A 25,695-nucleotide genomic window follows, 5' to 3' on the forward strand; every position below is an offset into this window, starting at 1 on the left:
GAAGCCCATGACTCAACTTCAAAACATCCTGATCAAAAACCCGGTGGCGGTGATGACCGGCCTGCGTGGCCCGCGAGCCCGGGCCGGTGCTGTAGACATTCGAGTGGTGAACGGGCGCATTGCCGAAATGGCTGCGGGCCTGGTTGCGCAACCCGGCGAACGAGTGATCGATGCCCGTCACTCGGTGGTCTACCCAGGCTGGATCAACACCCACCACCACCTGTTTCAGAACCTGCTCAAAGCCGTGCCCGAAGGTTTGAATCAAGACTTGCAAGGCTGGCTGGCCAGCGTGCCCTACCCGCGCCTCAACCGTTTTACACCACAACTGGCGCAGATCGCCGCGCGATTAGGCATGGCCGAGTTGCTGTTGTCGGGGGTAACGACCTGCGCCGATCACCATTACCTCTATCACGCCAACGGCACAACCGAGACCGGTGACCTGCTGTTCGACACGGCTGACACGTTCGGGATGCGTTTTGTGCTGTGCCGGGGCGGCGCCCTGGAGTCCGCCAGCGCCCATCCGGGATTCTCGAAAACGGCGCTGCAACCGGAGACGCTGGAGCAGATGGTCGGTGACATCGAACGGCTCAAATCGCGGTACCACCAGGACACTCCAGATGCGATGCGTCGAGTGGTGGTGGCGCCGACCACGCCGACGTTCTCGCTGCCGCCCACCTTGCTGCGCGAGCTTGCGCACACCGCTCGCGGCCTTGGATTGCGCTTGCACACGCACCTCTCGGAGACGCAGAACTACGTCAACTTTTGTCGCGAGAAATACAACTGCCTGCCGGTGGAATTCGTCGCCGAACACGAATGGCTCGGCCCCGACGTCTGGTTCGCTCACGCGGTGCATTTGCAGCCGGGGGAAATCCGCATGCTCGCGCAAACCGGCACTGGCATTTCTCATTGCCCGGTGAGCAACGCACGGCTGGGCAGCGGCGTCGCGCCGGTACCACAAATGTATGAGGCTGGGGTGCCAATATCGCTTGGGGTGGATGGCGTGGCATCGAACGAATCCGGAAGTATGGTCGGTGAGGCGCACACGGCGTGGTTGATTCATCGGGCCGAACAAGGGGCTTCAGCGACCACCGCCGAAGATGTGATTCATTGGGGCTCGGCCGGCGGCGCGCAAGTGTTGGGGCTGGGTGCGGTCGGAACGCTGGAAATTGGCCAGGCTGCGGATCTGGTGATTTATGGCCTCGATCATCCACGGTTCTTCGGCTTCCACGATATCGCGCTGGCGCCGGTGGTCGCGGGTGAGCCGATTGCCGTGCGGTACAGCATGGTCGGGGGGCGACTGGTGGTCGACGACGGCGTGATTCCAGGGCTGGACCTGGAGCGCATGCGTGCTGACGCGTGGGAGGGGGTGGAGCAGTTGATGCATGTCGTCGACTGATCCAACCGCCAACACAACCGCTTGTTGGAGCTGGTTTGCCGGTTCCAACAGGTTGCGCACCGACTTTTGGGATAACACACCATGTCCGGCCTCAACGACCTCCTCCAAGCCATTGAAACCTGCGCCCGGCAAGGCGAAGAAACCGTCCTCGCCACCGTGGTCAAGGTCGAAGGCTCGGCCTACCGCCGCCCCGGCGCACGCATGCTCATTCCCCTCCACGGCCGAACCATCGGCACCGTCAGCGGCGGATGCCTGGAACAGGACCTGGCCAAAAAGGCCTGGTGGCTGACCGATTCCGGCGAGCCGGTGGTGCGCCGCTACAGCACCGGCGCCACCGAAGATGAAGACGATGACCAAAGCGCCCTGACCTTCGGCCTCGGCTGCAACGGCACGGTTTTCGTCATGCTCGAACGCCTGCGCGCGAAGACCCCGTCATTGGCCATCGAACTGTTGCGACAGGTGCGTGACAGTCTCCAACCCGCGGCCATGGCGACCATCATTGCCACGTCTCGCCACACGTCGGTGCGGGTCGGTGATCGGGTGGTGTCGCACGCAAGCCCCGCGCTGCGCAATCGCGCACTCGACAGCAGCATCCGCAAAGACCTGCGCAAAACACTCACCGAGAAAAAATCCTCTCTGCGGCTCTACACCGATGCCCGTGGAGAAGTCGAAGTGTTCTTCGAATACGTGGCTCCGCCCCCGCGCCTGGTGATCTTCGGCGCCGGCCACGACGCCCAGCCACTGGTGCGCATGAGCAAACTGCTGGGCTGGCACGTCAGCGTGATCGACAGTCGCAGCCACTTTGCCCGCCCTGAACGCTTTCCGCAGGCCGATGCGGTCATCGTCGCGAACCTCGACGCCTCCATCGTCCTCGGACCGTTGATTGAGGGGGCCGCAGTGGCCGTCATGACGCACAGCTACCGCCAGGACCGACACTGGCTCGGCCAATTGCTGCAAGGCGCACCAGCCTACATCGGCCAACTTGGCCCCCGCGAGCGGACCGAGCGCTTGTTGACCGACATTCGCCAACATAATCCTGCCCCGAATGCATTGCTACAGCTGCACTACCCAATGGGCCTGGACCTTGGCGGCGATGCGCCCGAAAGCGTCGCGCTCTCGATTCTGGCGGAGATGACGGCGGCGTTGAATCTGCGTAACGGCGGGATGCTCAAGCATCGTAGTAAACCGATTCATTACGTGGATTTGCTGGTGTGTGAAAAGTTGGAGGCAGTGGCAGCGGTCGATTGAGCTGGTTTCAAACAACGACAGTTTCTCGGCACCTATAAAAAAGTCCCTCAAGCCGAAGTGGACGACTACTCAAGGAAATGAAAAATGCAGAACCGCACGTTTCTCGTTCGGCAGACCTTTGCCATCAGTACTCTGTTATTGACGACGGCCACTTCATTGCAAGCTGCCGACTGGAGCGATAACTCAATCAGTTACTGGTATGGCACCCACTTCGCTGAGCCGGGCATCGATGGCCCGATCGCCAAGCACATCGTTGAGTTCACTCACGTTGACGGATATAAATACGGCAGCAACTTCCTCGACGTGCAGGTGTTGTTTTCCGATAAAGACGATCCAGCCGCCGGCGGCGACAACGGTGCTACCGAGGTGTATGCGATATATCGCCATCAACTTTCACTGAATAAAATATCCGGCCAGGATTTCAAGTGGGGACCCGTTCGGGACTGGTCGCTTTCGGGTGGCGTCGACTGGAACACCAAAAACACTGCCTTCGCGCCGGCCAAACGCATGCTCGTCATCGGGCCGACGATCAATTTCAACGTGCCAGGTTTCTGGGACTTCAGTGTGATGTACCGCGCCGAGCGCAACCACAATGGCTTGCCGTTTGCCCAAGAGCACGATATCCGCTTCAACGACACGTACTACCTGGAAACCGCCTGGGACATTCCATTTCAGCTCGGTTCGGTACCGCTCAAATGGAAGGGCTTTGCCAACTTCATCCCGCCCAAGGGCAAGGACGGCTTCGGCAACGACACCGTGAGCGAGACGCTCGTGCACCTCGCCTTACTGGTGGACGTGGGCGAGCTCACTTTCGGCAAGAAAGACACCTTCTTTGCCGGGGTGGGTTACGAATACTGGAAGAACAAGTTCGGTAACAACTCTGCCAACACGCCTGGCACCGAAGCCAACACGCCGTTTCTGAATCTGGAATGGCATCTATAACGCTCGAATCAGAAGGAACACCGCCTTACACGGACAGTAGCATTGAGCTTACCGACTCCATGGACAATGCCCGCACTAATGCGTGGGAGTAGACCCTACAACTTAGCCTCGGGCCGGTAGCCGGGCGGTGGGCTGACCGGACTCATACGGCTAAACCTCAATGTAGCCCTAGGTCTGCGACAGGCAGCTACCGGCCCAGAGTGTGTAAAAACGCCTCCGCGAACCCTTGCTATGATTTCAGAGGGTTTCATCGCAGGGATCGCCCATGAAGCGCTTTATCCAAGGTGAACATCGAGGCCAAAGCACCTTACTTCCCGAGAGCCTCGACGACTACGTCAGCGATACCAACCCGGTGCGCGTAGTCGATGTCTTCGTCGATGAACTCGACCTGATCGTCTTGGGTTTTGACGGCGCTATTCCAACTGACACAGGCCGGCCTGCTTACCACCCCGCAATCCTGCTGAAGATCTACATCTACGGCTATCTGAACCGCATCAAGACCGGCGCAGCGAACTGCGCCTACGGGCATCGAAGGACTCTATAGATCTCCCAAATCACCTGCATCGTTGCGTCTTCGATCGTTCCTTCATTACGGCATAAAACCCAGCCGTGATCTGCTATCGCTCGCTCGAACGCCTTGGTACAAGCGACATGTTCTTCCAGCTTATGGATCACGGTACTGCTCAGCCCACGCCGTCGTGCCGCTGCCCTCGCCCATGAAACATCAGGGGCGGTGACAACCCCGACATGCAGGTCTGGCACTCGCACATTTCGATCAATGTTCAACTGTAGAATCTCTGCAAACGGGACTATCCGGCGAAATGCGGCATCAGACGGGTACCAGCGATCGATCAAGATGATGCTGCCTGGTGGCTGTTTAGCCAGCACGTGGTGGGAAATCCAGGTACGGCTATCAGCAAAGCGCTCACAAACCTCCAACTCCAAATCCCGGGTGGGATTTCTGACGAGTTTGTTAACGAGGGTCATTGTTTCACCCCTAAAGGGATCGCTTTTTCTCTCACAAAGTCGGATCACCTTTTTGTTGTCTGCCCTCAGTACTTTCGTAACGGCCTCCAACAGTGTGGTTTTGCCGGCTCCTTTGGGCCCATCTAGAGAAACAAACAGCGGACGATTCATTCTTCACATAACGATTGATATACGGTTTTTTTGCCCGGTTCGTTCGCTGGAACCGCTTGGCGCGACTACGCGAATCGAGTGGAGGGTCCTTATGAACAGACATTGATGAACACTCTAACCTGATTTCTGGCTAACGAGTCTCAAAATCCAGGGTTACAGGCGCTTATGAACATCGGTCATCTCAGTTTTTAGTGTGCCTTTGAACTATGATTTTCTCAGGCCTGCCCGAAGGCAACCGCTCGGCCCCAGGCACGTTCGTCTAACACCCTTAAACGGAGAAGCCAACGTGAGCACCTTGAAACTTCACCCCGCACTGGACAACGGTATCCAACCCTCCGCCGCGAATTTCACAGGCGGCACCCTGCAATGCCTGTGTGCGACCGACAAGGTCGAGGTCAAGATCGACGCACAAACCCTGCATAACCACGCGTGCGGCTGCAGCAAATGCTGGAAACCGCAAAACGCGACATTCGCCGTCATTGCCGTAGTACCTCGGGATAAGGTCAGCGTCATTGCCCACGGCGAAAAACTGGAAATTGTCGACGAAACCGCCACCATCCAGCGGCACGCCTGCAAACAGTGCCACGCCCATCTCTTCGGGCGCATCGAGAACAAGGACCATGCCTTTTATGGCCTGGACTTCGTCCACACCGAGCTCTCTCCCCAGAGCGGATGGGCTGCGCCGGGCTTCGCGGCGTTCGTGTCCTCCATCATCGAAACCGGCACACCGCCAGCGCAAATGAAGGCCATCCGTGAGCGCCTGCGCAAGATTGGCCTGGAACCCTACGACTGCCTGTCCCCGGACTTGATGGACGCAATGGCGACTCATGTTGCCAAACAAAAAGGCTTGCTCCCCGCCGCCTGATTGATCGGTCGCCGCGGTTTCTTCGTCGGACCGCGGCGGCGCCATTTCTAACGGTGGACGATGGAATGTTGCTTCACTGTTATGGGTGACTCAAAGATCCCCTTCTTCGAGTCACCTGCCTAACCAATATAGGCGGAGGGCCTATCAATAATTGAAGGCAGAGGGAAAGTTCATTTATTACTCCGAAAAAAGCACTTATTGCATCATGACAATATACAGGCGTCAGTTCAGTGACTATTATAACCCTCACGCTAGAAAGCCAGGCCGTAAACGCATAGATCACGACCGTTATAATGAATGAATAATTCATTCAAGCTGACGAATGGATACAAAATAAATAAAATCGTTAATAAACAATGAGTTGGTGGTGTGTAAATACTCGGGAGAACCCTTCTTAAAATCATAAAAAACTAAACAAGACCGACCTCAACCACAAAAGTTTCAAACTTTAATTATTAAAACAAAATGCACGTATAACGCTTTAAAACATTCGCCATCAATGCTAATAATCCGGCCGGCTCCGGGTTCTTAGGCGATGTACCACCTCGTATGAAGTGAACATCAAACACGCTGATTACCCCGGTCTTCACTAAATCCAAATAACGATGGCGTGCTCAAGTCTCAATAAAACTTGGGCCGTTGTTGTGCTGCGCACTAAAACCGCGCAAGGAAGACATCATCGCTCGCCATCATTCAAGGATTAAAATCCTTTCGATCTTCGGTACCCGTCCAGAAGCCATCAAGATGGCGCCTTTAGTCAAAGCCCTCGCTGCGGAACCTGGCATTCATTCGCAGATATGCATCACCGGCCAACATCAAAGCATGCTTAAACAGGTGCTGGATCTGTTCGACCTCAAGGCCGATCACACCCTCGATGTGATGACGCCGCACCAGTCGCTCAACTCGTTGACCGCGGCGCTATACGGGGCGATTGACCCTGTGCTGGAAATGACCCGCCCGGACCGGGTGCTGGTACACGGCGACACCACGTCAGCCATGGTTGCCTCAATGGCTGCGTTCCATCGACGCATCCCGGTCGGTCACGTCGAAGCAGGACTGCGAACCGGCGATATCTACAGCCCATGGCCAGAAGAAATGAACCGCCGCTGCATCGACCTCGGTGCGGACATGCTGTTTGCGCCGACCCACGAATCGCGCCAGAACCTGCTCGACGAACGCCTTCAAGGTCGCGCCTTCGTGACCGGCAATACGGTGATTGACGCTTTGCAGATGACGGCGCGGCGCATTGAGCAAGACGCTGACCTGCGGGCAAGCCTGGACCAACAGTTCTCGTTCCTGCAAGCCGGCCGCAAGGTTCTGCTGGTGACCGGGCATCGCCGGGAAAACTTTGGCGAAGGCTTCCTGGATATCTGCAAGGCCTTGAGCCATCTGGCGCGGCGCACTGATATCCAGATCGTCTATCCGGTGCACTTGAACCCCAATGTCATGGGCCCGGTCACCGAGCAACTGGGCGATCTGCCCAACGTGCACCTGATCAAGCCGCTGGACTACCTGGCCTTCGTGCGCCTGATGCAACGTGCGCATGTGATCCTCACCGACTCCGGTGGCGTGCAGGAAGAAGCGCCGTCGCTGGGCAAACCGGTGCTGGTGATGCGCGATGTGACTGAACGCCCCGAAGCTGTCGCCGCGGGCACCGTTCGCCTGGTCGGCACCTCGCCGGACTCGATCATCGCTGGCGTCAACGCACTGTTCGATGACGACCTGCTGTGGCGCCGATGTTCCCAGGCGGCCAATCCTTACGGTGATGGCAAGGCCAGTGCGCGCATCGTCGATGCCCTGATGGGCCGTCCGGTCGATGATTTCGTCGTGACTGGGGTGCGATTGCCCAAGTTCCTGCACTACCCGTCAGGGCTACCTGAACCCGAGAAAAGTCTCCCGGCTTTCACCTCTCTATAAACCAAACCGCTCCTCCCCTTATCAGCTCGAGATCTACCTGAATGAAGTCTTCCGTTGCCATCCATACGGGCACGCTCAGCGCCCTTGCCTGTGGCGTGAGCCTGCTCGCGCTCATGCCGACTTTCGCTCTGGCCGCGGACAGCCCGCTCACCCAGGCGATCAACCGACTCAACGCCGACACGCGACAAGAGCGTGAGATCCGCTTGAGCGATCTGGGGATCGATGCACCGATCATCCTCGGCTCCACCGACGCCCGACGCGAGCTGTATCTTCCCGTGCCAGCGGGCGTGCCGCTGACAGACGCCACACTGAATTTCGACGCCAGTTACCTCAATGGCGAAGGTGGACGCAACACGCTGCTGCTGTCGCTAGACGGCTATCCGGTACGCGCCGAAGGGCTCAGCGAAGTCCAAGGTGATGCCAGCACCACACTGGGCGTGGGCAAGCAAGCGCGTGATAGCGGTTCGCTGCGTCTGGGCATTGCCTGGTCGTCAGTCGTGTCCCGTGTGTTGTGCGAAGACGAACGCGCGATCGGCAATGTATTGCGTATCGAACCGGACACCCGCCTCAATTACAGCTACGACGCCAGCCAGTTACAGGACGTCGGCGCCGCCTGGACGGCACTGCCCGGTAAACCGGGAATCATGGTCGCGCCGGGCACCTTGTCCGCCGACAGCTACGATGCGGCCTGGCGTCTCGGTGTCGCACTGGAGCGGATTGGCAAGCACAGCCGCGTTCTGCCCTTCCCCGCCGTACAAGACACTGTCGACCTGACCAGCCTGCGCATCCCGGCCGAACTGCTGGCTATTCCAGCGTTTGCCAGCCTCAATGGCAAAGGCCCGCACGTTCTGGCCGACCCGGCGCAAATCGGTGCGCTGTTGATGTTGGGGCAAACGCCGAACCTCCAGGCGGATCTGGCAATCAACGACCCGCAACTGCTCAAAGCCGTCAACGAATCGCTGGACGCGCTGCAGAGCCAGATTCAAGGCCTCGACGCCACAGCCGCCAACGCCTTCGCGCAATGGCGTGATCGGCATATCAATGCAGGTCTGGCCGCCACCGGCACTGACAACGTGCGCCTGGCATTGCTGGGCACCCGCCCGGTGCTGATGATCGCGCCGCAAGCAACCGGTAAGGCGCTGGCCCTGTTCAGCACGGCCTGGAACGCACTGGCACGCAGCCGCCAATTGACGGTCAGCGAAGCACAAATGCCATTGAGCGCCGACGGTCGTGTGGCCTTGTCGCGCCTGGGCGGAAATCCCGGCGCCATTGATGTGCTGGCCAAATCCGACTGGAGCACTTCGTTCCCTCTGGGCAGCGTGGCCTACGACGGTCGTCTGCCGGTGAAGGCGGTAGTCGATGTGTCTGCCGCACCCGGTGCCTCGGACACCGCGCCGGTGGCCTCGCTGTTTCTCAACGATTACCTGATTGGCGCGCAACAGCTCGTGGCCAACGGTGAACAGCAACGCATCGAAGCACGTATCCCGCGTTACGCCCTCGGTTCGAAGAACGTGCTGCGCGTTTCGTTCCAGCGTCAGCCAGTCAGCGATCGTTGCCTGGAAACGCCACAGGCGTTCCCGGTCTCGGTGCTCCCGACCAGCCACATCGTGCTGGATAAAACAGCCCTGGGTGATGACTTCTCCGGCATGGCAGCGCGCTTTGCCATGGACACGCAAATCCTCGTGCCACAGGCCTACCTCGAGCATCCGGCGAGCAGTTTGCCACAGGTGATTTCGGTGGCCGACGCCGTCGGTGTTTCGCCGCTGCGGGCGCAACTGAAGGTCAGTGCCGACCCGAAAGCCTCGGTCACACCGGACAAAGCCTTCCTCGCCTTCGAGCTGCCGATCAAGGACAGCAAAGAGTCGGTGCAGGTTGATGAGCAGGGTCGCCTGCGCATCAATCACAAGGATCAGGTGTTGCTGGACGTGCATCCCCTCAACCACCTGGCCTCGTTGCAAGTGGTGGATGCCGGCGGCCAGCACGGTCTGGTCTATCGCGCCCTGGGCAATGACGCGCCACGCTTTGCCAGGCAGATTCTGCTCACCCGCGGCGACGTGGCCATCCTCGGTGACAACGGTGCACTAACCACCTTCGACACCCAAGACCCAAGCGGCAGCCAATTGATCGACAACGAAGAACCCAAGGGCCTGGACGCCTGGCGCAAGCCGTCGCTGTTGTGGCTGATTCCGGGTGGCATCTTGTTGGTCCTCATCCTGTTGCTGGCCGGCCGTAACGCCCGTCGCAATCGCCAGTAACGGAAACTTTCGATGACGTCGCTTTATTGGCCCTATTGGCTGGCCCACTACTACAGCTTCCTGGAAATCTCGACCATCGTGATCGCGGTGCTGATCCTGATCTCCAGCCTGGACGATCTGTTCATTGACCTGTGGTACTGGTCTCGCCGCCTGTTTCGCAAGTTCACCGTGGATCGCAAATACCGGCCGCTGACCGCCGAGCAACTGATGGCCCGGGATGAACAGCCGTTGGCGATCATGGTCCCGGCCTGGCTGGAATATGACGTCATCGCACCGATGATCGAGAACATGGTGTCGACCCTGGATTACCAGAACTATGTCGTCTTCGTCGGCACCTACATCAATGACCAGCGCACCATCGATGAAGTGGAACGCATGCGTCGGCGCTACAAGCAGCTGCATCGCGTGGAAGTCCCGCATGCCGGGCCGACCTGCAAGGCCGACTGCCTGAACTGGGTGATCCAGGCGATCTTCCTGCACGAGAAAACCCACGGCATGACCTTCGCCGGCGTTGTATTGCACGACAGCGAAGACGTTCTGCACCCGCTGGAGTTGCGGCTGTTCAACTACTTGCTGCCGCGCAAGGACATGATCCAGTTGCCCGTGGTTTCGCTGGAGCGCAACTGGTACGAATGGGTGGCTGGTACCTACATGGACGAATTCGCCGAATGGCATGGCAAGGATTTGGTGGTGCGTGAAAGCATGACCGACACGGTGCCGTCTGCCGGGGTCGGCACCTGTTTCTCCCACCGCGCCCTGCGCGTGCTGGCCGGGGAAACCCAGAACCAGCCGTTCAACACCGACAGCCTCACCGAGGACTACGACGTTGGCGCTCGCCTGGCCAAGGTCGGCATGAACGCAATCTTCGTGCGCTTCCCGGTGCAGTTTCGCGTGCTGCGTAAATCATGGTTTCGCAAGCCTTACGAATCGACTCTGAAGATGCCGTTGTGCGTGCGGGAATTCTTTCCCGATACCTTCCGTACCGCGTTCCGCCAGAAAGCCCGCTGGACACTGGGCATTGGCCTGCAAGGCTGGGAGCAAATGGGCTGGAACGGTTCGCTGGCCAACCGTTATCTGCTGTTTCGTGACCGCAAGGGCGTGGTGACGGCGTTCGTCAGCATCATCGCCTACGTGATTCTGGTGCAGCTGCTGGGCCTGGTCATCCTGCGCCAGAGTGGCCTGTGGGATGTGAGCTTCCCGACGCCGTTTGAAACCAACGGCTTCATCAAATACCTGCTACTGGCCAACGGTACCGCGCTGGCCTGGCGTATCGCGCACCGCTGCTATTTCACCACCGTGCTGTACGGCTGGCAGCATGGATTGTTGTCCATCCCACGCATGGTAGTGGGCAACTTCGTCAACTTCATGGCCGCCTCCCGCGCCTGGCGCATGTTCATCGTCGGCAAGGTAATGAACCGCAAACTGGTGTGGGACAAGACCATGCACGACTTCCCGTCCACCGACCTGGTTGCCTTCGCACCGCGTAAGTTGGGCAGCGTGTTGCTGTCCTGGCAGGCGATCAACGAAACCGACCTGCAAAGCGCCCTCGACGAACAGAAAACCCGGCACATGCCATTGGGGCGGATCTTGCTCAGCAATGGCTGGCTGGACGACGAGACACTGGCGGAAGCCATCGCCTTCCAGAACGATCTGCCGCGGGTGTTCGATGTGGCCGCCAAGGCACGAGGCTCGGTCCTGACGCTGGACGATGAATTCGCTCTGCGCTGGCGGGTGGTGCCGGTTGGCTTGAATGCCGACGGCCGAGCACAACTTGCCGTGGCCAGCCCGTTGCCGGCCGAAGGTCTGCAACAAGTCAGCGATGTACTGGGCAGCGAACCGGTGCAGCTGATTGCCCGGGAAAGCGAAATCGTCGCGCAGTTGCGTCAACTGAACGTGCGCGAAGACCAGTCCGTACCGGATGCCCGCGCGCCACTGCTGGGTGACTTGTTGATCGAAATGGGCCTGCTGGATCGCGACGTATTCAATCGCACCATGTTGCAGTACCGCCCGCAGCGTCACGGACGCATCGGCGACTATCTGGTCGACAGCGGCGTGCTGCCCCGCGCCACCATCGAAAAGGCTGTGGCGCGTCAGCACAGCCACTACCCTGCGGAGCTTCCGGCATGAACCGCCCCTTCCTGACCCTCATGGCCACGGGGCTAAGCCTGTTACCTGGGCTTGCTCTTGCCGAGACGTTGCCGCTGCCGTTGACCGGCCCGGCCTATGTCACCGCCAACGAGGCCTACAGCGCCTACGAGCGCAAAGATTACGACCTGGCCATCGCCAAGGCCCGCGAAGCCTTGCGTCAGCGGGCTGACATCACCCGCTTGAACACCTTGATTGTGCTGGCTCAGCGCGACAAGGAACTGCGTGATCATCCCAAACGCTACCCCCAGTCGCGTCAGGCCCCAGGCTTCGGCGCCGCGGCCCAGGCGTTCAAGGCCTACGATCGCGATGACTTCGGCACGGCTGCCCAATCGGCACGCAAAGCCATCGCCCAGGCGCCCAAACGCATGGATTATCGATTGCTGCTGATCGAGTCCTTGCAGCGCCAACAGCACTTGCAGGAAGCGGATCAAGCCACCACCCAGGCGCTTGCCGTGTTCCCGGACGACGATACCTTGCTGATGCGTCGCGAAGCGATTCGTCGTCAATTGGCCGCCCCGCTGGCGGTTGAGGGTTATCGTGCCCTGGAGCAAGGCCAAGTGTCCCTGGCCGTGGACCAGGCCAGAAAAGCCGTCGCCTGGGCTCCGGAAATCGGCGCCAATCAGCAACTGCTGATCAGTGCCCTGCTCACTGCCAAGGATTACCCTGCTGCAGAACGGGCCGCGTCAGGCGCACTGGCTCAGGACGACGGTGAAATCGCACCGTGGATTCTGCGCAGCTACGCCCGTGATCGTCAGGGCAAAACTCAGGCAGCCCAGGCTGACCTGAATCACGCGCTGGCCATCGATGGCCTGCTGGAAGCGGAAACCCGTGACATTCGCTTTTTCGCCGCGGACGCTGCACTGGCGCATGACGAGCCTCAACAAGCGCTCGATCATCTGCAATCACTGGCCGACGATGAAGGCGGTGAAGTGGCCCGCAGACGCACCGCCGCCCGAATGGCGTTGCGGCAGAAAAACAACGGCGCGAACGTTATTGCCCACTTCCCTGCTCCGGCCTTGAACTGTCAGGAAACGGCCTTCGGCCTGGTCTGTGATATCTGGCCGGGCAACCAGCGTGATGGCGGAACCGACATGGCCGGCCAAGCCTACGCGGCCCTGGCCCGCAAAGACCCTGCGACGGCGGTTGCCCTGGCGAACGAAGCCATTGCCCGCGCGCCACAGAATCCGGCGTACCGCCGACTGCTGGTCAGCGCCCTGAGTGATCAGAAACGTGTGCCCGAAGCCATCGCAGCAGCCAGCGAAGGTCTCAAGCTCACGGGCGATGATGCTCGTCTGCTCGCCCAGCGCGGCCGTCTGCGTCAGCAATCGGGTGACGATGCCGGGGCGCGCAAGGACTTCACCCAGGCACTGGCACTGGCCAGCCTTCCCGCTTACGAAGAAGCCAGTCTGTATGCCGCCATCGGCCAGCGCCGAACCGCGCGCGAACGGCTGCAACAAGCGCGGGACACGGGCGAACTGGAATCGATGAGCGACCTGCAGATCGCTTATTTGTCGGTCCAGGCCGGAGACGATGACGGTGCCCACACTTCGTTCCGCAAGGCTGATGCCGACACCCGACTTACGCCGACGGCGACCCAGGACGCGGCCTACAACGCCATGCGGGTCAATGACGACGAGCAAGCCGTCACCTATTTCAAGCGAGTCATCGACGCAAAAAATGCCGGTGAACTCGACATGTCCCCACAGCAACTGTTCGACACCCGTCGCGCGGTGGCCGATGTGTCGCGCACCTGGGGTTTGACCAGCACCACCAGTTATCGCGGTAACAGTTCGAGCAGTGGTCTGAGTGCAGCCCCGAGTAGCGGCAGCAACAGCAATGACAGCCTGCAAAACAGCACCGAGCTTTCCTGGCGTCCCTTGGGCTATCGCAACGCACGTTTTGTCGAACTCTACGGACGCATCACCGACACGCTGTGGAGCAAGAACGGCGATTCGGATACCGGTCTCGATGCGCTGCAAGGCGCCGTGGGTGTCCGGGTCAAACCCTTCACATCGCTGAACGTGATGGCCGCCGTCGAGCGTACATTCCCCTTGGGATCGTCGGACGTCGACGGTGACTGGCTGGTGCGTCTGGGCTACGGCTCAAGCATCGGGACCGATCTGCGGGTGGATGCCTCCAGTTGGTGGACCTCGCAGTTGTTCGCTGAAGCCGGTCATTACGTCAACGACTCGCGCGACTACTTCAACAGCGAATGGCAGGTGGGTCGCAGCTACGCCATCGGCGGCACAGGCTCGCGCTGGGTGAGTTTCCCCCATGTCGTGGCCGCGTTCGACTACGACTCCAAGATGAACAGCAAGACGGACACCGACGGCAGTACGGACTCATCATCGGGCAAGGCCGGCGGCGTTGGTATCGGTAACAACGTCCGATACTGGTTCCGCGAAGATGCGTACAACGCCCCCCGTTCCTATGTGGACTTTTCTCTGCAGTACCGCGTGAAGGTGCTGGGCGATGACCGCGCCGAAGGCGTGTTCGCTCGCCTGACTTATTCCTATTGAGGGCTTACATGAACGTTCGAATGTGTTTGTGGCTGGGTCTTGGCCTGGTCCCGATGTGGGCACAGGCCGCCCCTGAAATCGCCCAGCTGTATGCGCCAAAACTGCCCGAGGGTTCCGCCTGGGTGCGGGTGGTCAATCCCAGCGATACCGCCATGCAAGTCCAGGTGGGCCAAGGCCCGAGTTTTGCCCTTGCCGCACAGACCGCAGTGGCCAGCCCCTTTCAGGTCGTGGACTCGCGACAGCCGTTGCACGTGACCGTCAATGGTCGCGAGATAAAAGGCCTCAGCGCACCAAAAAGTGCGTGGGTCACGCTGATTCTCGACAGCGACCCGGCACGGGCGCCGCGCCTGGTCATCGACCCGCCGCTGCGCGGTAAAGACCTGCGCGCCGAACTCAATGTCTACAACCTGGTCAACGGTTGCGAAAAAGCCGAGGTCAAACTCGCCAACGGTGCTCCTGTGTTCAACCAGCTGCCGTTCAACGGACAAGCCCAGCGCACGATCAACCCGGTGCAGGCGACGCTGGTTGCCAGCTGCAATGAGAACGCGAGCCTGCCGATGAAGCTCGCGCCCTTCAGGGCCGGCGATCGTTATAGCCTGTTCCTGGTCGGCTCTCGCCAGGCGCCACGCCTGATTGGCCTTGTCGACCAGACCGCGCCATGACCCTTCACTTGAAATCTCGCCTGCCGTTTCCCGCCATGATCGGCGGTTTGTTGTTGAGCCTGTCGGTCACCTGCATTCAAGCGGCCTCCGCGGTAGTCACCGGCGAAAATGGCTGGTTGTTCCCGGCCTGGGAAAGCCTGAACAAGGTCGACAACACCGGAGCGGCCCGCAACATTGCGCTGGTCAAGGAACTCCAACAGCACCTTGCTCGGGAGCACATCGGACTCGTCGTGCTGGTGGTGCCGATGAAAGCGCCGTTTTATGCCGCGCGCCTGCCCGCCGGTCAGACCTTGAGTCCTGCGGTCATGCAGCGCTACGACAACCTGCAAAACGAGCTGACCCAGGCAGGCCTGACCACGCTGAACATCAAGCCCATCCTGCAACGCACCGAACAAGGCAAACAGACCGCGTTCTACCGCGCCGATTATCACTGGACAGCCTGGAGCGCGGAAAACACCGCCGATGCCACGGCGCAATTGATCACCGAGCGTTACCGCCTGCAAGGCGAACCCGGCGGCGGCGCAGCGCTGGGCCAGTGGTTCGACCGCCGCGCGTTCGGCGACCTGGCGAGCAACTTCCTGCCGGCGACCAAGCGCAAGGCAATCGGTCGCGACATCTACACCGTGCGCCATCAGGCAGAGAAGGACCTGTTGATTGATGACGCACCGGCTCCCGTCCAAGTGATCGGCAACAGCTTTGTCCAGCCCTATTTGGGTTTTACCCAGAAGCTCTCCAATGCCCTGGACCGTCCCGTCGCACTGACCTGGAACCCCGGCGACGTCGGTCCGTGGGCTACGCTGCTGCAATACCTGGAGTCGGCGGATTTTGCCGAACACAAGCCGCAAGTGATCGTCTGGCAATTCAACGAGGGCCAGTTCCACCTTGGCCCTGATGGGGCAGCCAACTGGAATGCCAAAGGCGTCACCTCGCTGAGCCAATGGCATCAGCGCATCAACAAGGTACTGCCGTGAAGATTCTTGGTTACACCGCGAGTCGCGCCACCCTCGCCGCGCTGTTGTTTGCCGTCACCCTCAGCGCAGGAACCGGCATGCTCTACGTCACAAACAAAAAGGCCTTGCCCCCGGAGATTGTCGGCATCGTCTGGCAGCCGGACAACAAGACCGTCGGTATCAGCGGACACTGGGAAAAACTGGGAGCGCGTGAGCTGCTGGTGCAATGGACAGTCGTCGACGATCAGGCCTTCGTTCCTGGTACCGGCCTGCCCACCGTACCGGTGCTGCCCGATTGGGCGCGCATCGCCAAGGCACCCTGGGCGCAGGATGTGATCCTGGGGCTGGCGGGTTATTTCAGCGAGAACCGCTCACGGGACAACATCGAACAGCTGGCCGCAGTCTCGGAACGGATCGCCAGGTTGCCTACGCCGTTACACGTGACCGGCTGGTATTTCCCGGCTGAAGTCGACCCCACCTGGACCCGCGCCAAAGAACTGCCCGCGCTGCTGGCCAAGCTGCCGCGACCGTTGTGGATCAGCGTTTATGACGGTGGCAATATCGGCCCCGTCGCCACCGCCGAATGGCTCAAGCAATGGCTACCAGATGACATCGGCGTGTTCTTCCAGGACGGTGTCGGCGTGTACGCCCGCACTGCACCGGTCGCGCGAACCTACGCCGACGCCCTGAGCAAGCGTCTGGGCAAAGATCGTGTGCGGATCATCGTCGAAGCCTTCCGCCCCAACTTTGGTGGCGGCTTCCGCTCGGCGACCGCTGCCGAGCTCAGACCGCAACTGGCGGCCTATGACGGATATCCGCTCTACCTGTTCGACGGGCCGCACTACGTGACGCCAGAGTTGGTCGAGCAACTGGTGCAGTAAAGCGTGCGCAGCTGACGTGTTAACTTTCAGCGTGAGCGCTTTCGGCCAGCGCTCGCAGCCCTGAATGCTTCGCGTGGACGCCAATCAAGCGCCCAATCGCCTGCGCATCCATAGGCCGGCTCAAGAAATACCCTTGAACCTCATCGCACCGCGCATCCTGCAACGCCTGAAGTTGCTCGACCGTTTCCACCCCCTCCGCCGTGACTGTCAGCGACAGTGCCCTGCCCAGCCCAACGATGGCCTCGATGATCGACTGATCGTCACCGCTGGCGGCCAGCCCGGAAATAAAGCTGCGATCGATCTTCAACCCATCGAAAGGAAATGAACGCAGGTAGCTCAATGACGAGTACCCAGTGCCGAAATCGTCCATTGCCAGGCGAACACCCAAGGCTTTCAAATCGTGCATGATCTGCAGTGCGCCCTTGGCGTCGTCCAGCATGACATTCTCGGTCAGTTCCAATTCCAGCCGGGCCGGATTCAAACCGGTCTGCTTTAACACCGCCTGAACCCTGGACACCAGCTGCCCGCGTTGGAACTCTGTCGGCGACAGGTTCACCGAGACAAAGAGCTCTTCGGGCCAGGTCGACGCGGCCGTGCAAGCGGTGTGCAGCACCCAGTTGCTCAGCGGCAGAATCAACCCGGTTTCTTCCGCAATGGGAATGAAAACGTCGGGCGACAACAGCCCTCTCACCGGGTGCTCCCAGCGTACCAGCGCTTCGGCACCTGCCATGACCCGGCCTGCAATCTGATAGCGCGGCTGAAAGTGCAGACGCAACTCATCATGTTTGATCGCGTGACGCAGATCGCTTTCCAACTGACGACGATCGAGAATTCGAGCATTCATGTCGCCCGCGTAAAAACGCCAGGTATTGCGTCCTGCATCCTTGGCTTCATACAGCGCGATGTCGGCATAGCGCAGCAACTCGTCGGCCAGGGTGGCGTCAGCCGGTGCCATGGCAATGCCAATGCTGGCACTGATAAACACCTCATGCTCATCAATCTGGAACGGCTGTTCGATGCAGTCGATCAGGCGCTGGCACAGGTGCTCGACCTCTTCCTGAGAAACCATATTCGCCACCACCAGCACAAACTCATCACCACCGATTCGGGCGACCAGGTCATCGGAGCGCAAGCACTGCCCTAGCCTTTTGGAGACCTCGTTGAGCACTTGATCGCCTGCTGCATGCCCGAGCAAATCATTCACCGGTTTGAAGCGATCCAGGTCGACGCTGAGCATGACCAACGGATCACTCAGGGTCGGCGCAGCCTTGAGTTTGCCGTCGAGGAATTCTTGCATACGGGCGCGATTCGCCAGGCCCGTCAGCGCATCGTGTTGCGACAGGTATTCGATCCGTCGGCGGGCCGCCACTTCTTCGGTGATATCGCTGGCCGTGCCGCGATAGCCCAGCCCCTCCATTTCTCGCACGGAAAGACGGAAAATCCTGGCTTGCCCGTCCCCTGACAGATAACTGCATTGCAAGATGGCGTTGGCCCGTCGCGAGTGGTTTTTCAACCACTGGGAAAGTGGACCCTGATCAGACACCAGCAAGTCATCGATAGGACGACCAAGACACTCGACCCTGCGCAGTCCCGTCACGGTTTCGAAGCGCTCTGACAGGTAGGTGAAGTGCAACCCGGTATCGATTTCCCAAATCCAGTCGGAGGACGCTTCGGCGACATCACGAAACCGCGCCTCACTGGCCGCCAATGCCGTGCGACTGACCTGCAGGGAGGTGTAACTGGCATCCATCACTTGCGCAGCCGCTGTGGTACGCCGCTGAAAAAGCCAGGTCATTAGTCCGATAATCAGCCCCGCTATACCGATCAGCGGCAACACCACGGTCATCAACCGATGCCCCGGCTGCGCCGGTGTCCACTGCAGGGTACCCGCCGTACCGGTTTCCCCCAGACGCAAAAACGATGTGCCGAGCGCTGCACTATCACCTGAGGCCACGCGCAATTGAGCAATCCCGAAATCACTGGCCATGGCGCTCAATCGGGCAGCATTGAGCCTGGAGACGAACAACAGTATTGAGGCAGGCCTGTCATCCGTTTCGACCTGGGCGTTGGTGCCAGGCGTCAGGGGCGCGGCAGCGACCAACACCGGGGTGCCGTCGACATCGAGAAACGCCTTGATGGGTGTTTCGCTTTCGACATCGATGCGTGCACGTTCGATGAGCGCGGTGATGGGTTGTTTCAACCAGTCTTCAGCGGGGATCGATTCCAGCTGCCCATTGATGACCGAGTACACCGTACGGTCGGTTGGGTCGATCACAAACACGCCCTCAAACCCGAAATCCTCAAACAGCGACGAGCCGGCATTCTGGCGGACAAATGCCCAGTCGGTATCCACCTTCCTGTGCAAGTGCTCATAGGCATCGCCCCAGAATGCGTAATCCCTGATCGTCAAAAGAACCGACTTCTCCAGGGACTGCACGGCCTTTTCCGAATAGAAACGACTGCGGCGCTCGGCGTCCTGGTTTTGCTCGAAGGCGATGTAAACAATCAAGGTGCTGGCCAACAGGAAGATCGACAACAACAGACAAGAGAAGCCCATCAAAGACATGCGGGTCAGGGAAAGATTGGAGGTTTGCATCTGCGGCAGAGGGGCGAGAGGCTTGCTTTTCATAGGGCTTCCAGGCGGTACAACGGCTACGGGCCAGCACAGGAGACGACGCAGGCTTTAAAAAAACATGCGTTGAAAATGCTCCCTTGTCGAAGTGATTCCTCGCCTTCAGCCCCGGACTGTTGGCAGGATCAGTCCGTAATGTACTTATTGATCTTATCGGCCCGACTGTCGATACCTTGACCCGCTATCGCCTTCAACCGCTCAACGGTCGAGTCTTGCGAGACAAGCCAATCCTGCTCAATTTTTCTGACTCTGTTTTGGATTCGGCTGAACGGAGCGAGCGTCAACAGAACGTTATTGTCTCGAAACGCCTCACAACCGCTGATCAGTTAGTGCGGTTTTTTGACACTTCCCCGATATGTGGTCACAACTTTTGCGCTCCGCTGGGTCATAACACGGTGGCTGTCGATGGAATATTGGCATCTTTCGAGGTTCTAGCCTGATACGGAGATAAACTCATGATTTTCAACGTACAGAATTTTGGCGCCAAAGGAGATGGCATCACAGACGACACGGCGGCGATACAAAGTGCGATTGATGCAGCGGCCGCAGCAGGCGGGGGGCAGGTGTATATGCCGACCGGAACTTACATCGTTTCGGGAGGTGAGGAACCCTCCGACGGTTGCCTGATGCTCAAGAGCAACGTCTACCTGTACGGCGACGGCATGGGCGAAACCACCGTCAAGGTGGCTGATGGTTCCGACACCAAGATCACGGGTGTCATCCGCTCCGCCTATGGCGAGGAAACCCACGACTTCGGCGTCAGCAACCTCACCATCGACGGCAACCGTGACAACACCACGGGCAAGATCGACGGTTGGTTCAACGGCTACATTCCCGGCGAAGCAGGCTACGACTCAAACGTCACCCTCGACAGCGTCGAGATCAAGGATTGCTCCGGGTACGGTTTCGACCCCCACGAGCAGACCGTCAACATGGTCATCAAGAACAGCGTGTCCCACGGCAATGGCCTGGACGGCTTCGTTGCTGACTTCCTCAGCGACAGCACCTTCGAAAACAACGTCGCCTACGACAATGACCGCCACGGTTTCAACGTCGTTACCAGCACCCACGACTTCACGCTCACCAACAACGTTGCCTACAACAATGGCGGCAATGGCATCGTGGTGCAGCGCGGCAGCGAGGACATCCCCTCCCCCAGCAACATCACCATCACCGGTGGCGAGGTGTACGGCAACGGCGCCGAAGGCGTGCTGATCAAACTGTCCAGCGAGGTGACTGTCAGCGGCGTCGACATTCACGACAACACCAGCGCCGGGATCCGCATCTACGGCAGTAACCACGTCGAGATCATCGACAACACGCTTAACAATAATTCTCTGGGCAGCCCCGTACCGGAGATCATCATCCAGTCCTACGACGACACCTTGGGCGTGTCCGGCAAGTACTTCAACGGCAGCGACAACACCATCCAGGGCAACATCATCAGCGGCAGCAACCTGTCGACCTACGGCGTTGCAGAGCGCAATGAAGACGGCACCGATCGCAATGCCATCATCGGCAACACCATCAGCCACACCAGCAAGGGTGCCACGCTGGTCTATGGTGACGGCAGCTACGTCAGCGCCACGGTGCCGATGACCACCGTGCAAGGCACGGCTGGCAACGACACCCTGCTGGGCAGCGCCGCCAGCGAGATTTTCTATGGCGCGGCCGGCAACGACACTATCAATGGCGGGGCCGGTGGCGACATTCTGGTGGGCGGTGCAGGCATCGACAAACTCACCGGCGGCACGGGTGCCGATACGTTCCGTTTCGTCGCTCAGTCCGACAGTTACCGCAACGCAACCGCAAGCTTCGATGACACCATCACCGACTTCGACGTCACCCAGGACAAGATCGACCTCGCCGGCCTCGGTTTCACCGGTCTGGGCAATGGCCGTGGCGGCACCTTGCAGGTCAGCTACAGCGCCAGCAACGACCGCACCTACATCAAGGACTACGATGCCGACGCCAGCGGCAATCGCTTCGAGTTGATTCTCTCGGGCAACCTCGCCAGCACCCTGACTGCCAGCAATTTCATCTTCAATCGGATGGTCACCGGCACCAGCGGCAGCGACTCGCTGCTGGGTAGCGATTCGGCCGACACCCTGCTCGGCCTGGCGGGTAACGACAGCCTCAGTGGCGGCGCGGGCGACGACAAGCTCGACGGCGGTGCCGGTATGGACACCCTCACCGGTGGCGCCGGAGCGGACATCTTTGTGTTCTCCAATCGGCTGGACAGTTACCGCAACTACAACACCGGCGGTGCCAACCTTGGCGACCTGATCACCGATTTTGATATCACCGCCGACAAAATCGACCTCTCGGCCATGGGTTTCACCGGCCTGGGGGACGGCAAAAACAACACCGTGTACCTGGTGCTCAACACTGCCGGCACCAAGACTTACATCAAGACCCTGACTGCCGACGCCAATGGCAACCGCTTCGAGGTAGCGCTGGACGGCAATTACCTCGACAAACTGACCAGCGCCAATTTCGTCTTTGCCACTTCGCCAACGGTCAACCATGCGCCGGTGGTGGCAACGGCATTGCTGGATCAGAACGCCACTGAAAATACCCCGTTCAGCTACGTGGTGCCGGCCACCAGTTTTACCGATCCGGATAACGAGAGCCTCAGTTACACCGCCAAACTGGCCAATGGCAGCGCCCTGCCCGGTTGGCTGACCTTCGACGCCGCCACCCGCACCTTCAGCGGCACACCAAGCGACACGGCATCGGGCACTTACTCAATACAGGTCACCGCGTCCGATGGCAGCAATGCAACCGTCAACGACAGCTTTACCCTGGCCGTACAGGACGTACCCGCCGCACCCACTGTGATCAATGGCACGCCGAACAACGACACGCTGACGGGCACCGCTGCCAACGAACAACTGTTCGGTGGCGCCGGTAACGACACCCTTAATGGCGGCGCCGGCGACGACATTCTGGTCGGCGGCACCGGCGCTGACAAACTCACCGGCGGCGCGGGTGCCGACGTATTCCGCTACACCTCAAAACTCGACAGCTACCGCACCGGGTCCACCAGTGCCAGTGACCAGATCCTCGATTTCGATGTGGCTGCCGACAAGATCGATGTCTCGGCAATCGGCTACACGGGCCTGGGTAATGGCCTGAACGGCACGCTGCAAATGACCTACAGCGCTTCGAGCAACCGAACCTACCTCAAGGATCTCACCGTCGACGCCAACGGCAACCGCTTCGAAGTGTCACTGGCGGGCAACCTGGTGAACAGCCTGACGGCGAGTCATTTCGTCTTCGCCGACCAAAACACCCCCAGCAATGTAGCGCCGGTGGTGGCCATCCCCCTCCTCGACCAGAACGCCACCGAAAGCACGCCGTTCAACTACACCGTAACCCACGACAGTTTCACCGATGCCAACCAGGATGCGCTGACCTACACCGCGACCCTCGCCGACGGCAGCGCCCTGCCCGTTTGGCTGAGTTTCAATGCCACCAGCTTGACGTTCTCCGGCACGCCGATCAGCACGGCGTCCGGCAATTACAACGTGCTGGTCAAAGCCACGGACCCGGCCGGTGCATCGGTCAGCGATAGCTTCGCCTTGGTAGTGGCCGATGCGCCTGCCAACACCATCACCGGCACCAACAACGCCGAAAGCCTCAACGGCACGGCGGGCGCAGACTTGATCCTCGGCCTCGGTGGCAACGACACAATCAAGGCCGGCACCGGCGCGGACATCGTCGACGGCGGCGCCGGACGCGATTCGCTGTACGGCGGCGACGGTGCCGACGCCTTCCGCTACACCAACGTACTCGACAGCTACCGCGACTACGACACCGGCGGTGTCACGGCCACCGACACGATTTATGACTTCACCGTGGGCGTCGACAAGATCAATGTTGCGGGCCTTGGCTTTCTCGGCCTCGGCGATGGCAGCAATGGCACGTTGTACATGACCCTCAACGCGGCCGGCGACAAGACCTACATCAAATCCGCCGAGGCCGACGCCGATGGCAATCGCTTCGAAATCGCCCTCAACGGCAACTACCTCAACACCCTGACCGCCAGCGACTTCGTGTTCGGCGAGCGCGCCCAGCAAGACATCCTCTACCTGCCCACACTCGGCCAATCCAATGCGCGCCTGTTGCGCATGACGGAGGACGACGATCAGTCCGGCACCTCGATGCTGGTCAAAGACCTGGACCGTTACACCACCTATGACGTGCGCAGCCAGTTCACCGACGCCGATGGCAATGGCATTGACATCGCGGTGGGTGGCAGCACGGTCAACGGCCTGTCGACCCTGGGCGCCGAGCAACTCAAGTTGTGCTGGTGGCTGACCGACACCAACCAACCCGGGCCTGCGCTGTTGCGTGCCGTGGCATTGCTGCAGGACCAGCTCACCGAACTCAAATCCATCGATAATGTCACCATGGGCATCATCTGGGGCCAGGGCGAGGAAGCCGCCCAGGAGATCGCCCGCGCCACGGACAAACCGGCGGCAGCAGCGGCCTACAAGGCCGCGACCCTGAACGTGTTTGATTACCTGCATGCCCAGTTCGGCAGCTTCAGCGTGTACATGATGGAAACCGGTCACTACGAGCAGGACGCGGCGCGTGCCCGTGGCTACTCGGAAGACAAGATTGCCTCCATCGTCGAGGGGGTTGGCTATGTCCGCGCCGCCCAGGAAGCCATCGCCGCCGAGCGCGCCGACGTCAAGCTGGCGGTGGACTACACCGACCTGCCCTTGCGCTACGAGGTCGATCCGCTGGTGTATCCCGACGACGTCTGGCACTTGCATGAGGAATCGGCGGAAATCGTCGGCCAGCGTTTGGCCGATTACATTGCCAATGACCTTGGCTTCCAGGGCAACCCCAACGACAACAACAGCGTTCAGGCTATTTTCGACAACGCTCAGAACCAAGGCGGGATGATTTCCGGTACTGATCAAGCGGATACCCTGGTGGGCAGCTCGGGCAACGACACACTGGATGGCGACTTGGGCGCCGACACCATGACCGGTGGCGATGGCAACGACATCTACGTGGTCGATAACGCGTTCGACAGCGTGGTGGAAACCAACAACTCGACCTCGCAGATCGATACCGTGCAAGCCTCGGTCAGCTGGACACTGGGCGCCAATCTCGAGAACCTGGTGCTCACCGGGGTGTCGGAGATCGACGGCACCGGCAATGAGCGGCGCAACTTCATCACCGGCAATGCCGCCGACAACGTGCTCGATGGTGCCGCAGGGGCCGACAGCATGAGCGGCGGCGATGGCGACGACACTTACTATGTCGACAACGCCGACGACACCGTGATCGAAACCAACAGCAATGTGGTGGCTGGAGGGATCGACAGCGTGCACAGCAGCCTGGCGGCCTATTCCCTCGGCAATAACGTCGAGAATCTGTATGTCGATAGCACTGGCGCCGCCAATGGTACGGGCAACGCGCTGGACAACACGCTGTTCGCCGGAGCCGGCAACAACGTGCTGGACGGGCGCGATGGCATTGACACGGTGTCCTTTGAGCGCGCCCTGTCCGGCGTTACCGTAAACCTGTCGACGTCAGCGCAACAAAACACCGTGGGTTCCGGGCTCGACACCCTGAAACTCTTAGAAAACCTGACGGGAAGTGCCTACGCCGACAGTCTGTCGGGCAACAGCGCCGCGAACGTTCTGAACGGTGGTGCGGGCAACGACACGCTGGTGGGCGGTTCGGGCGATGACCGGCTGATCGGCGGTGCAGGCACCGACAACCTCACCGGTGGCACTGGCGCGGATACCTACGCGTTTGGTGCCCTGTCGGACATGGGCGTCGGGGTTTTGCGCGATGTGATCAGCGGCTTCAAGACCACCGAGGGTGATCATCTGGATCTTACCGGCCTGGACGCCAACCCGCTGACCGCCAACGTCGACGCCTTCACGTTCATCGGCAGCAACGCCTTCGACCCCACCAACGCCACCGGCCAACTGCGCTTTGCCGATGGCATTCTCTACGGCAGTGTCAACGCCGACGCCACCCCCGAGTTCGAATTCGAAATGGTGGGTGTCAAGGAGCTGCAGGCCAGCGATTTCACAGCCTGACCTAATGTGAAACGGGCCTGCTCGCGATGACGGCGGTACATTCAGCAAGGAAGCTGATTGACCGACCGCTAT

At 60.1% G+C, this 25,695-nt stretch carries 14 protein-coding genes and 1 pseudogene; 13 read left to right on the forward strand and 2 right to left on the reverse strand.

Annotated features, from left to right (window positions below; genetic code table 11):
* Positions 1 to 7 precede the first annotated feature (7 nt).
* From QFX16_RS15150 to QFX16_RS15165, 4 genes and pseudogenes are all read left to right on the forward strand, one after another.
* Positions 8 to 1,396: an amidohydrolase family protein gene (locus QFX16_RS15150; protein WP_283180305.1), complete on the forward strand. Its 1,389-nt coding sequence runs from the start codon at positions 8 to 10 to the stop codon at positions 1,394 to 1,396.
* An 81-nt stretch (positions 1,397 to 1,477) separates the two neighbouring features.
* Positions 1,478 to 2,644 (forward strand): XdhC family protein, encoded by a 1,167-nt coding sequence (locus QFX16_RS15155; RefSeq protein ID WP_283180306.1) that lies wholly within the window; start codon positions 1,478 to 1,480, stop codon positions 2,642 to 2,644.
* 84 nt (positions 2,645 to 2,728) lie between these two features.
* Positions 2,729 to 3,586, forward strand: coding sequence for a hypothetical protein (locus QFX16_RS15160; RefSeq protein ID WP_283180307.1), 858 nt, complete (start codon positions 2,729 to 2,731; stop codon positions 3,584 to 3,586).
* Positions 3,587 to 3,851: 265 nt separating this feature from the next.
* Positions 3,852 to 4,088, forward strand: a pseudogene (locus QFX16_RS15165) (transposase); the annotation flags it as partial.
* Positions 4,089 to 4,105: 17 nt separating this feature from the next.
* Here QFX16_RS15165 and QFX16_RS15170 read toward each other — a convergent pair.
* The gene (locus QFX16_RS15170; RefSeq protein WP_283180308.1) at positions 4,106 to 4,723 is read right to left on the reverse strand and encodes a dTMP kinase; all 618 of its coding nucleotides are present in this window, start codon (positions 4,721 to 4,723) and stop codon (positions 4,106 to 4,108) included.
* Between the two features lie 286 nt (positions 4,724 to 5,009).
* Between QFX16_RS15170 and gfa the strand changes: the two genes are divergently transcribed.
* The 8 genes from gfa to QFX16_RS15210 all read left to right on the forward strand — a co-directional run bounded on the left by gfa (position 5,010) and on the right by QFX16_RS15210 (position 16,920).
* On the forward strand, positions 5,010 to 5,588 hold the full coding sequence (gene gfa / locus QFX16_RS15175) for an S-(hydroxymethyl)glutathione synthase (RefSeq protein ID WP_283180309.1): 579 nt from the start codon (positions 5,010 to 5,012) through the stop codon (positions 5,586 to 5,588).
* Positions 5,589 to 6,266: 678 nt separating this feature from the next.
* Positions 6,267 to 7,505 carry a non-hydrolyzing UDP-N-acetylglucosamine 2-epimerase gene (gene wecB, locus QFX16_RS15180; protein ID WP_283184574.1) on the forward strand — a complete coding sequence of 413 codons (1,239 nt, stop codon included), beginning with the start codon at positions 6,267 to 6,269 and terminating at the stop codon, positions 7,503 to 7,505.
* Positions 7,506 to 7,546: 41 nt separating this feature from the next.
* Positions 7,547 to 9,760 (forward strand): hypothetical protein, encoded by a 2,214-nt coding sequence (locus QFX16_RS15185; RefSeq protein ID WP_283180310.1) that lies wholly within the window; start codon positions 7,547 to 7,549, stop codon positions 9,758 to 9,760.
* A gap of 12 nt (positions 9,761 to 9,772) precedes the next feature.
* The gene (locus QFX16_RS15190) at positions 9,773 to 11,887 is read left to right on the forward strand and encodes a glycosyl transferase family protein (protein ID WP_283180311.1); all 2,115 of its coding nucleotides are present in this window, start codon (positions 9,773 to 9,775) and stop codon (positions 11,885 to 11,887) included.
* On the forward strand, positions 11,884 to 14,427 hold the full coding sequence (locus QFX16_RS15195) for a bacteriophage N4 adsorption protein A (protein ID WP_283180312.1): 2,544 nt from the start codon (positions 11,884 to 11,886) through the stop codon (positions 14,425 to 14,427). The genes QFX16_RS15190 and QFX16_RS15195 overlap by 4 nt, the downstream gene beginning before the upstream one ends.
* Before the next feature lie 8 nt (positions 14,428 to 14,435).
* Positions 14,436 to 15,089, forward strand: coding sequence for an alginate O-acetyltransferase AlgF (locus QFX16_RS15200; protein ID WP_283180313.1), 654 nt, complete (start codon positions 14,436 to 14,438; stop codon positions 15,087 to 15,089).
* Positions 15,086 to 16,060: an alginate O-acetyltransferase AlgX-related protein gene (locus QFX16_RS15205; RefSeq protein WP_283180314.1), complete on the forward strand. Its 975-nt coding sequence runs from the start codon at positions 15,086 to 15,088 to the stop codon at positions 16,058 to 16,060. The genes QFX16_RS15200 and QFX16_RS15205 overlap by 4 nt, the downstream gene beginning before the upstream one ends.
* Positions 16,061 to 16,137: 77 nt before the next feature.
* A complete protein-coding gene (locus QFX16_RS15210) occupies positions 16,138 to 16,920 on the forward strand; it encodes an alpha-amylase family protein (RefSeq protein ID WP_439900131.1) in 783 nt (260 codons plus the stop codon).
* Positions 16,921 to 16,939: 19 nt separating this feature from the next.
* Here the strand turns inward: QFX16_RS15210 and QFX16_RS15215 are convergent, their stop codons facing one another.
* On the reverse strand, positions 16,940 to 19,549 hold the full coding sequence (locus QFX16_RS15215) for a bifunctional diguanylate cyclase/phosphodiesterase (RefSeq protein WP_283180316.1): 2,610 nt from the start codon (positions 19,547 to 19,549) through the stop codon (positions 16,940 to 16,942).
* 458 nt (positions 19,550 to 20,007) lie between these two features.
* On the opposite strand from QFX16_RS15215, the gene QFX16_RS15220 reads away from it, so the two are divergent.
* Positions 20,008 to 25,623 carry a putative Ig domain-containing protein gene (locus QFX16_RS15220; protein WP_283180317.1) on the forward strand — a complete coding sequence of 1,872 codons (5,616 nt, stop codon included), beginning with the start codon at positions 20,008 to 20,010 and terminating at the stop codon, positions 25,621 to 25,623.
* Positions 25,624 to 25,695: the final 72 nt, after the last annotated feature.

It is taken from the genome of Pseudomonas svalbardensis, from assembly GCF_030053115.1.
GTDB lineage: Bacteria > Pseudomonadota > Gammaproteobacteria > Pseudomonadales > Pseudomonadaceae > Aquipseudomonas > Aquipseudomonas svalbardensis.

Bases quoted from the DNA above. Each gene is read 5' to 3' on its own strand.
- QFX16_RS15150 (WP_283180305.1), top strand. From the start codon at position 8: ATGACTCAACTTCAAAACATCCTGATCAAAAACCCGGTGGCGGTGATG.
- QFX16_RS15155 (WP_283180306.1), top strand. From the start codon at position 1,478: ATGTCCGGCCTCAACGACCTCCTCCAAGCCATTGAAACCTGCGCCCGG.
- QFX16_RS15160 (WP_283180307.1), top strand. From the start codon at position 2,729: ATGCAGAACCGCACGTTTCTCGTTCGGCAGACCTTTGCCATCAGTACT.
- QFX16_RS15170 (WP_283180308.1), bottom strand. From the start codon at position 4,723: ATGAATCGTCCGCTGTTTGTTTCTCTAGATGGGCCCAAAGGAGCCGGC.
- QFX16_RS15185 (WP_283180310.1), top strand. From the start codon at position 7,547: ATGAAGTCTTCCGTTGCCATCCATACGGGCACGCTCAGCGCCCTTGCC.
- QFX16_RS15190 (WP_283180311.1), top strand. From the start codon at position 9,773: ATGACGTCGCTTTATTGGCCCTATTGGCTGGCCCACTACTACAGCTTC.
- QFX16_RS15195 (WP_283180312.1), top strand. From the start codon at position 11,884: ATGAACCGCCCCTTCCTGACCCTCATGGCCACGGGGCTAAGCCTGTTA.
- QFX16_RS15200 (WP_283180313.1), top strand. From the start codon at position 14,436: ATGAACGTTCGAATGTGTTTGTGGCTGGGTCTTGGCCTGGTCCCGATG.
- QFX16_RS15205 (WP_283180314.1), top strand. From the start codon at position 15,086: ATGACCCTTCACTTGAAATCTCGCCTGCCGTTTCCCGCCATGATCGGC.
- QFX16_RS15210 (WP_439900131.1), top strand. From the start codon at position 16,138: ATGCTCTACGTCACAAACAAAAAGGCCTTGCCCCCGGAGATTGTCGGC.
- QFX16_RS15215 (WP_283180316.1), bottom strand. From the start codon at position 19,549: ATGAAAAGCAAGCCTCTCGCCCCTCTGCCGCAGATGCAAACCTCCAAT.
- QFX16_RS15220 (WP_283180317.1), top strand. From the start codon at position 20,008: ATGATTTTCAACGTACAGAATTTTGGCGCCAAAGGAGATGGCATCACA.